Raw genomic sequence first — 8,010 nt, 5'->3', positions numbered from 1 at the left:
TACAGTGATGAGGAGCCTTTTCCAGACTCGATTTCCTCAATCTCTTCTCGCGTTCTGGATTCTAGCTCCCAGCCTTGCCCTTCAGCCTCGAGCCGCTGGAAATACTCAATACATTGCATCAACTGAGCGTCTCGCTATTGGCTGTTTTCGACTTGATTTACGAATGCTCGTGAAATGCGAGCTGCTTCTTGCATACTACGCAACGGGAGGATTGACCAGTTCAGTCGAAAGTCACCCTCGTATCCATCATTTTCATATGAGTAAAGCAACTTTCAGGTGGTATGACTCTCCAGCAGATCACCGCATCCGATATCGCGGGCTGGGACTCTTTACAGGATATAGCAAACTCCTTTGAAAAACGCGGGCTCAAACCACGTCCGAAATTAGGGGGCGATAACGAACTCGTAGTCCAGCTTGATGATGACGAATTCATCGTCATCGTCAATGCTGGCCCCGGTGAGACTGCCACGGACTTCAAACCGGAAAATCGCTCACGGCATACCAACCTCGTTGCCACCAACGATTTCGAGACCTTCACCTTCATTACGCGAGTCCGAAGCTGGGAGGGGCAGCAGCACGGTCGAATTAAGCATCAAAAGATTTCGTTCTCGAAGGAGCAGTTCACGCGGGACAGCGGAGAGAAGAACACTATTCTCCAGAAGCTGAACTCGATCGAGTACGGTTCCTCTGCTGCGATATACGATACGCTCTACGACACGCAACAGGTCGTCAAAGAGTTCTATGAACAGTTCGAGGAACTCCGGACGGATCTCATTCAAGAGGTCACGGGCATTCCCGATGACCGTGGTGACGCGAAGCAACGATATGTGCAGGTCATTCTTGACCGGATGATATTCCTATACTTCATCCAAGAAAAGCGCCTCCTTGATCGGAACCCGAACTACCTTCACGAACAGCCGAATGAAGTCGTTGACGAGGGCGGTGACCACTACGAAGAGTTCTACGAACCGCTCTTCTTCGAATACCTCGCAGAAGACAAGCAGAACCCTGATTTCGGTAGTCTTCCGTACTTGAACGGTGGCTTGTTCGCAAGGAACCCTGTCGAAGAGGAGTTCCAGGACGCGAAGTTAGGTGGCCCTGCCGAGAAAACGAACGAGCTCTTCGACGATATCCTCGACTTCCTCTCCGACTGGAACTGGAACGTAGACGAACGACTCGATATCGTCGATCCCAAGAACCTCTCCCCAGCGATATTGGGCCACATCTTCGAGCAAACGGTCAATCAGAAGGAGATGGGGGCGTACTACACACCGGAAGAAATCACGGGGTTCATGGCCCGACGGACGATCCATCCATATCTGCTCGATCAACTCAACGAGGCTGTGGACGCAGACTACGACGAGATCGACAATGTGTTCGGATTCCCCGTGCCCGAGGCAGATAGTAGTGCAGAAGCTGTTGCCGATGGCGGAACCATAACCCAGCAAGTTCCAACGGAAAACGTCCAGACCAGCCATGTGGAGACTCTCTACCACGACATTCTGAAGGAAGCTCACATTCTCGACCCCGCCGTAGGAAGTGGGGCTTTCCTGCTCGCCGCACAGGAGGTGCTGATGGACCTATACATGCAATGTATTGAGTATTTCCAGCGGCTCGAGGCTGAAGGGCAAGGCTGGGAGCTGGAGACTCGTAGTCGTGAGGAATTAGAAAGTATCGAGGGTGGGCATGGTGGGGAGTCGCTATACGCCAAACGCTCGATTATTCTGGATAACCTCTACGGGGTGGATATCGACGAAGGCGCTGTGGAGATCTGTAAACTTCGGTTGTGGCTCTCGATGGTTGCGGATATCGAAGACGAGCCAGGGGAGGTCGAACCGCTCCCGAATATTGATTTCAACATCCGGCAGGGGAACAGTCTAATTGGATTTACAGACCTCATCGAAACCGTCAACGAAGAGGGTGATACCTCACTCACAAATTATGGCATCGGTGAAGAAACACCGGTCAGCGAGTATTACGAGGACGTTATCCACGCTCAGCGGAAACACAAACGGGCAAATTCCTCGAAAGAAGCAACCAACGCCCGTCGTCAGGCAGAGTCGCTCATCACCAGCTACAGTCAGAATCTGGACAACAAGGTGCTAGATGAGTTCCATAATGCCGGCGCTGAAATCACTCTGGATCAAGTTCAAGAATTCCACCCCTTTCATTGGATTCTTGAATTCGCGCTAGTCTACGACCAGGGAGGTTTTGATCTTATTATCGGGAATCCGCCTTGGGACCAGCTTCGAGCGAGTCGCGATGATTACTTCGTCAAGTTTGATGAGCAGTTCCGGTCCCGGATGCCTTCGGATAAGGACGAGATGCAAGAACAGTTACTAGAAGACGAAGAGATTGCCGAGGGATGGGAGAAGTACCAAGATCAAATAGAGAAGCAAATGCGGTATTTCACCGACGGTTCTGAATATACTCTCCAGAAACCGGTTATAGACGGCCGCAAGGACCCGAACGAAAACAACCTTGCTGCTCTCTTCTTTGAGAGGCTATTTGACCTCGTGAGCAAACAAGGGTACGTAGCGCAAGTTCTCCCTGGAGTTATCTTCAGTGGATCCTTCTCGAAGGATCTCAGATTAAAATTACTTGATGACGCAGAGATCAAGACGTTAGTGGGCTTCGAAAATCATGGAATCTTTGAGGAGATCGACAATCGATACCAATTCGCCATTCTCTCTTTCAAGAATAGTGGTAAAACGGACCAGATAGAGGGTGTATTTGATCAGCGTGATGTTTCTGTCCTCCGCCATTTTGATGAGATGGCAATTACTATTCCTCGAGAAGTGCTTTCGCAATATTCACTGAAAGCACGGATATTTCCTAATATCACTCATCCTGAGGAAGTGGGTATCTTGGAGAGTATTGTCTCACACCCTCCGTTGGGAGAAAAAATCGACAATAAATGGAACGTCACTCCGCACCGTGAACTGGATCGATCACGGGCGTCTGACCGCTTCGTCGAAGAGGAAAATGAAGGTGACTACCCTGTGTACGGTGGAGCAAACATTCACCAGTTCCAGCACGACAATACGTTCGATTCGAGTCTTGATTCCCCTTCACTATGGAGTGTCGATGAAGATCAGCCTGATCTGAGCGCTAAATACCGTGTTCGGGAACGGGCGTACAACGGTGGAACGCCGAAAAAGGACATATACGAAGCGTTTGGTGGACCGAAGACCAGCAAATCACAGAAGGGATTCGTCAACGATCTTCTTCAGGAACACCGTGGACAGGACCTCTGTATGGATGACCTCCTTCCAGACTTCACGGAATACCGGATTATCTACCGAGATATCGCCCGACCTACCGACGAACGGACAATGATTTCGACTGTGTTACCCAAAGGGCTCGTTTGTGTTCACACACTCCAGACATTTTCGCCATATGAAGTCAATCCGGAGCAGGACGATCTCTCAGAGTATCCCCTGCGTTCAATCTATGAACGTGCATACGATGACAAGGAACTGTTCGTCATCACCGGTTTACTGAACAGCATTCCGTTCGATTACCTAATGCGGACGAAGGTCGATTCACACATTGTCCGGTTCAAACTGGAAGAATCACAGGTCCCGCGTCTCACAGAGGGCGACAACTGGTTCCACTATATTTCTGACCGGGCGGCCCGACTCAACTGCTACGGTGAGAAGTTCGAGGAGATGCGGGAACGGCTCGGCGGAATTGACCCCGCTAAAGAGGAATCAGAGCGTCGGCGACTTCAGGCCGAAATTGATGCAGCTTCTTTCCACGCCTACGGACTCGATAGGGAGGAAATGCAGTTCGTTCTTGATGACTTTCATCGAGTGTCGAATCCTCGAATTATGACGGAAGCCTACATCGATAGGGTCACTGAGAAATACACTCATCTTGGAGATGTAGGGCCAATGGAGTAACTTCTGAGCTAGCACTACGCCGGTTCTTGGATTTTAGTCCAGTCAGGCTTACTGATGAATGCTGTCCAGCGCTCGTCGGGTCATTGCTCCGTCGACATTCAGATATTGACGTGCAGTGGTGATGTCCTCCCACCCGAACATTGCTCGGAGAGCGGGAAGATCTAAGCCTCTTCCGGCGTGATAAGACGCTGCTGTTGCACGTAATCCATGTAATGAGGTTGCGTCGTTAGACAATTCTGGCGACAATTTCAGGGCCGTTTCTAGACGTCGCTGTAAGGTCGAGAACGAATACGGCCAGCCACTATGTTCGTCGAGTAACAATTCAACCGCGACTCGAACCCGATACGAAAAGTGGTACGGAACTGTTCGAGATGCGGCTTCTGTTTTCGGGAGCCAATAACGCTCAGCAAAGCTCTGAAAATCCGTATTGGGATTGTGATCTAGCCGTTGTTTCACCGCCTGCCGGCAGTATCCACAGATGCCACCATCCCGTCCCTTCGTACAGTTTTCCTGTGTGGGAATCTGGATCATCTGCCGCTCTAGGTCAACCCACGATTTCGACAAGTGCGTTGTTTCTCCTGGTCTAAGTCCAAGACGGCCTCCAAGGAGAATGGCCGCTCGTGTTTCGAGTCTCTGTTGTGTATCATCTATTCGCCCAGCACCTTCTAACAGTAGTTCGAACTCGCGTTCGCTAAGGGCCCTCTCTCGTGTTGCTACCATATCCATCGCTGTCTGTCGATACAAAGATAATCCGCTTCTTCTTCGAGTGGCAAGGTGAATCGGTTCACAGCCGCCAGAATTGCCGTCTGATATGACAGGAAGTACTTATGGGTGCCCTCCGGACGAAGCGTATGGGACTCTTTGAGACCTTATTTAGCTCATCCACTGGGGACACTGACCCTCAGGCACAGCAACCGAGTCAGCACGAAATCTTCCCCGAGGACAAGTACAATGTCGCATACGCTGTAGCCGCTCGGCGTGAAGAAATTCGGGCGTTAGAACACCTTCTAGAAGCGGATCAGACCTCACATACCGCCCTGGAGTCTGAGCCTTTCCTTCAGGATATAATCGAAGATATGGAGCGGGATCGGGAATACTCCCTCCGCCTTCGCACCTCTGGGGAGGAGCTCGTCGACGATATCCGTGAACTCATAGAGCATTGGGACAATCAGGTAGATGAGCAGATAGGGACGATTTGGTGGCCTATCGGAGCAGATACGACGTTCAGGTTGTACCTCCATTATCTGGAACTCCGTGCTGACGCGGAGGATGACCAATTTTCGTTCCCGGAGTCTGCTGGACAGGTTCACACTCTTGTCCAGCGTGGTCTTAGTACAATGGAAGATGATGACGACTCGAAGCTCGCTGTAGTCCACAAGCGAGACATTCCTTGGGAAGAACTAGCTGATGACAGCTGATCCAGTTCGCTCCTTCTCAAAGAGACCGATTAATTGTATCCAGTATCAAACCCAGTTATGGTAGAAATCTCAGACTCTCTGTGTTCGCTGTTCACTGCGAAAATTAAGGAGGAGGATGGTACATTCGTCATCGAGATTCCTCCGAGTGAGATCAAGCATGGGGCGCTGACTGTTGATGAAACGTACCGCATCGCTCTTCTTGATTCATCCTCCGAAGCTGAATCAACATCTCCACAGAGCCCACGGCATCCCGCCTCTCAGGAAAGCACGAGCAATGATTCATCTGGTCCTCCTGTTGATGAGGGAGAAGTGCGCGACGTGACAATCGAAACCGTCGGTGATCAAGGAGACGGTATTGCGAAAGTCGAACGGGGGTACGTCGTGATCGTTCCCGGCGCTCAACCCGGCGACGAGCCAACAGTCGAAATCGAACAAGTTCAGGAGAACGTCGCGTTTGCGAGCATCGTCGATAGCGATCCGCGAGCACTCTAACCCCTGGTCCCTTCTGTGGATCGGTCTTCTTCTCGGTAAATCATCGGTGTGAGAAGGCTCCGTTCGAGTTTGTCTGATGGAGGTGGTTCTGAAAGTCACGTCACGTTCTCTTCACGCGTTCGCGATGGCACTACCTTCCAAGGCCGATATTCAATCTATGACAAAGGAACCGATTGAGGTACTCGACGACCTGGCCGACCAGGTCGCCGATGAGTTCGAGGCGTATAGACAGCCGGACGAATTCAAGGATGTCTCGCTCGTGATCGAGAACAGCGACAAGGAGCGTCCGACGCTAATCGTCCACGTCGATAGGGAGGATGCGGAGGCTCTTGCCGACCGCATTGATGAGTTCCTCCGCGAGCACGGTGCTCGTACTGAACGGGAACGACACTCAGCTACGGATGTCCGTGTGTTAGCGACGGTCGACTGACAACCACCCCTCCAATTTTTTGACTGACTGCAAGCACCGCTGAAGGGCCTTATCTTCACTTCTGGTCAAGGGAGTCCCGACCGATTCAGCTCAGGTGGTCAATCTGTGCAGACAGATACTCTTGGAGAGCGGTGACCGTTTCTTCTGAGACAGCTGAGGCCCCGAAGTCACTCCGAAATCCGTGCTTGAGTTCGTCGCTCTCCAAGATATCCAGTCCACGCTCAAGTTGCTCCCGTAGGGCATTGTCGTCCCCTCGCCGCAGGTGGGGTGTGACAGCGTCGAGGTCGATCTCTTCAGCCACTGCCAAGACGTCCCGAAGGTCCGTTTCTCGGCCGCTGTGGAGCTTTGCAGCCACGAGGACTGCCCCATCGATGACTCTAGCCGTCATCGTCACTGTGCCCCCGCTCACCTCCTGTTGGTGGCTGTGGTCGTACAGGTAGTCGAACGACCACTGTGCCTCGGTCTGGCGACAGCCGAGTCCGTTCACCAAGAGGTCGAAGCCGATCGGCTGCTGCGGCGTGAGCCGCTTCTCGTACTCGATCACTTCGGTGTCGTAGAACCACTCCTTGGCGTGGCTGTCCGTTTCCTCGAAGTCCCGACGTTCGAGGAATTCGACGAAGTCAGCTTTGGAGCCCGGCGCGACGACGATATCGAGATCCGTGGAGAAGCGAGCATTGAACGCTGAGACAGCGTAGCCGCCAACAAGAACGTACTCGTGGCCCTCTTTGGTGAGCTCTTCGAGCAGTTCGATGAGCGCGTCACTTCGGTTGTTGAAGCTCATGGCTGCGCCCGCTCGGGTTCTCGATACGTGACGCCGAGGTCGAGGTCCTCGTACATCCGGTCGAGCATCGCCAGTGCCGACTGGAACTGGGCGTAGTTCTCGCGCATGTACTCGATCGTCTCTGCTCTCGGTATCACTGGGTATCCCTCGACGTATTCGATGTCGAGTGACGGGCGTGGCTCGAGGACGATCTGTAGCGGTCGGTCCAGCTCATCTCGGGGCTGTCGTTCGAATGCGGTCGGGAGGTCGAAGGACTTGAAGAACTCCTCCCAGGCGTCGACGTCCTGCTCACGAACAGCCAGGAACAGTGGATAGTCGTCGGGCTCGCGACCGACCTGGTAGCCGCCCTGAGTCCACACGTAGACGGCGTCGATCCGCGTGAACGCGAACGGCCAGTCACTGAACTGTGGGATGACGTACGTTTCCTCGATGGAGGGTGGACTGACGCCGGCGCTGGCAGCGACGAGCTCGAGCGCTGCGTCGTGTACGCGCTTGTCGACTACAGTGAGGCCGTCGTCATAGGAAACGTAGCCTGCGTCTTCCAGCCGATTGACGGCCTGTCTCACTGTCTCGTAGGGCGTGTGGAGGTGTTGGGCGACACGGCGGATGGAGTCACCACTCTCGATGGTGAGGATGACCTGCGCCGCGGTGTCGTCGAGAACCTCATACATCTGGCGGTTACCAATAATCTGGTAACAGTTAAAAGTCTTACTAGAGTGCGGGGTAGAACGGCTCTGTCTGAGTTCTATCACTCAGGACTCTCCAATTGAATGACCGAAGAATGTAGCTCTCATGGCCAATCTGCATAATGTGGATAATGTAGATAATGCAAATTGGACTTCTTCAATTGGTTCGTGTGGGTGGCAAAGATTGCGATGAATACGTATGAAATGCTGATAATCTAAATTATGTAGATTGCGTAGGGTCGACGGTGATTATGCCAATTAAGATTGTGCCAACAATCTACGTAATGTACAAAATGTA

7 protein-coding genes are annotated in these 8,010 nt (G+C 52.4%); 4 read left to right on the top strand and 3 right to left on the bottom strand.

Features of this window, described 5'->3' with window-relative positions:
• Positions 1 to 281: 281 nt before the first annotated feature.
• Positions 282 to 3,905, top strand: a complete 3,624-nt coding sequence (locus ACNSN4_RS16515) for an Eco57I restriction-modification methylase domain-containing protein (RefSeq protein WP_418286925.1) — start codon at positions 282 to 284, stop codon at positions 3,903 to 3,905.
• 48 nt (positions 3,906 to 3,953) lie between these two features.
• Here the strand turns inward: ACNSN4_RS16515 and ACNSN4_RS16510 are convergent, their stop codons facing one another.
• On the bottom strand, positions 3,954 to 4,625 hold the full coding sequence (locus tag ACNSN4_RS16510) for a tyrosine-type recombinase/integrase (protein WP_084777746.1): 672 nt from the start codon (positions 4,623 to 4,625) through the stop codon (positions 3,954 to 3,956).
• A gap of 131 nt (positions 4,626 to 4,756) precedes the next feature.
• Here ACNSN4_RS16510 and ACNSN4_RS16505 point away from each other — a divergent pair, with 131 nt between their 5' ends.
• From ACNSN4_RS16505 to ACNSN4_RS16495, 3 genes are all read left to right on the top strand, one after another.
• On the top strand, positions 4,757 to 5,323 hold the full coding sequence (locus ACNSN4_RS16505) for a hypothetical protein (protein ID WP_418286924.1): 567 nt from the start codon (positions 4,757 to 4,759) through the stop codon (positions 5,321 to 5,323).
• A gap of 57 nt (positions 5,324 to 5,380) precedes the next feature.
• Positions 5,381 to 5,815: a TRAM domain-containing protein gene (locus ACNSN4_RS16500; RefSeq protein WP_418286923.1), complete on the top strand. Its 435-nt coding sequence runs from the start codon at positions 5,381 to 5,383 to the stop codon at positions 5,813 to 5,815.
• Between the two features lie 76 nt (positions 5,816 to 5,891).
• Complete coding sequence (locus tag ACNSN4_RS16495) at positions 5,892 to 6,245, top strand: hypothetical protein (protein ID WP_418286922.1); 354 nt, start codon at positions 5,892 to 5,894, stop codon at positions 6,243 to 6,245.
• A gap of 85 nt (positions 6,246 to 6,330) precedes the next feature.
• Here the strand turns inward: ACNSN4_RS16495 and ACNSN4_RS16490 are convergent, their stop codons facing one another.
• Together ACNSN4_RS16490 and ACNSN4_RS16485 are read right to left on the bottom strand one after the other, a co-directional pair.
• Positions 6,331 to 7,026: a hypothetical protein gene (locus ACNSN4_RS16490; RefSeq protein WP_418286921.1), complete on the bottom strand. Its 696-nt coding sequence runs from the start codon at positions 7,024 to 7,026 to the stop codon at positions 6,331 to 6,333.
• Positions 7,023 to 7,697 carry a MarR family transcriptional regulator gene (locus ACNSN4_RS16485; RefSeq protein WP_418286920.1) on the bottom strand — a complete coding sequence of 225 codons (675 nt, stop codon included), beginning with the start codon at positions 7,695 to 7,697 and terminating at the stop codon, positions 7,023 to 7,025. The genes ACNSN4_RS16490 and ACNSN4_RS16485 overlap by 4 nt, the downstream gene beginning before the upstream one ends.
• Positions 7,698 to 8,010: the final 313 nt, after the last annotated feature.

The organism is Halorubrum marinum (assembly GCF_048381195.1).
Classification (GTDB): Archaea; Halobacteriota; Halobacteria; order Halobacteriales; family Haloferacaceae; genus Halorubrum.
This window is presented reverse-complemented; position numbering and strand designations above follow the sequence as displayed.

Excerpts from the sequence above, each read along its gene's own strand:
- ACNSN4_RS16490 (WP_418286921.1), bottom strand. The coding sequence starts at position 7,026 with ATGAGCTTCAACAACCGAAGTGACGCGCTCATCGAACTGCTCGAAGAG.
- ACNSN4_RS16485 (WP_418286920.1), bottom strand. The coding sequence starts at position 7,697 with ATGTATGAGGTTCTCGACGACACCGCGGCGCAGGTCATCCTCACCATC.
- ACNSN4_RS16515 (WP_418286925.1), top strand. The coding sequence starts at position 282 with ATGACTCTCCAGCAGATCACCGCATCCGATATCGCGGGCTGGGACTCT.
- ACNSN4_RS16495 (WP_418286922.1), top strand. The coding sequence starts at position 5,892 with ATGGAGGTGGTTCTGAAAGTCACGTCACGTTCTCTTCACGCGTTCGCG.
- ACNSN4_RS16505 (WP_418286924.1), top strand. The coding sequence starts at position 4,757 with ATGGGACTCTTTGAGACCTTATTTAGCTCATCCACTGGGGACACTGAC.
- ACNSN4_RS16510 (WP_084777746.1), bottom strand. The coding sequence starts at position 4,625 with ATGGTAGCAACACGAGAGAGGGCCCTTAGCGAACGCGAGTTCGAACTA.
- ACNSN4_RS16500 (WP_418286923.1), top strand. The coding sequence starts at position 5,381 with ATGGTAGAAATCTCAGACTCTCTGTGTTCGCTGTTCACTGCGAAAATT.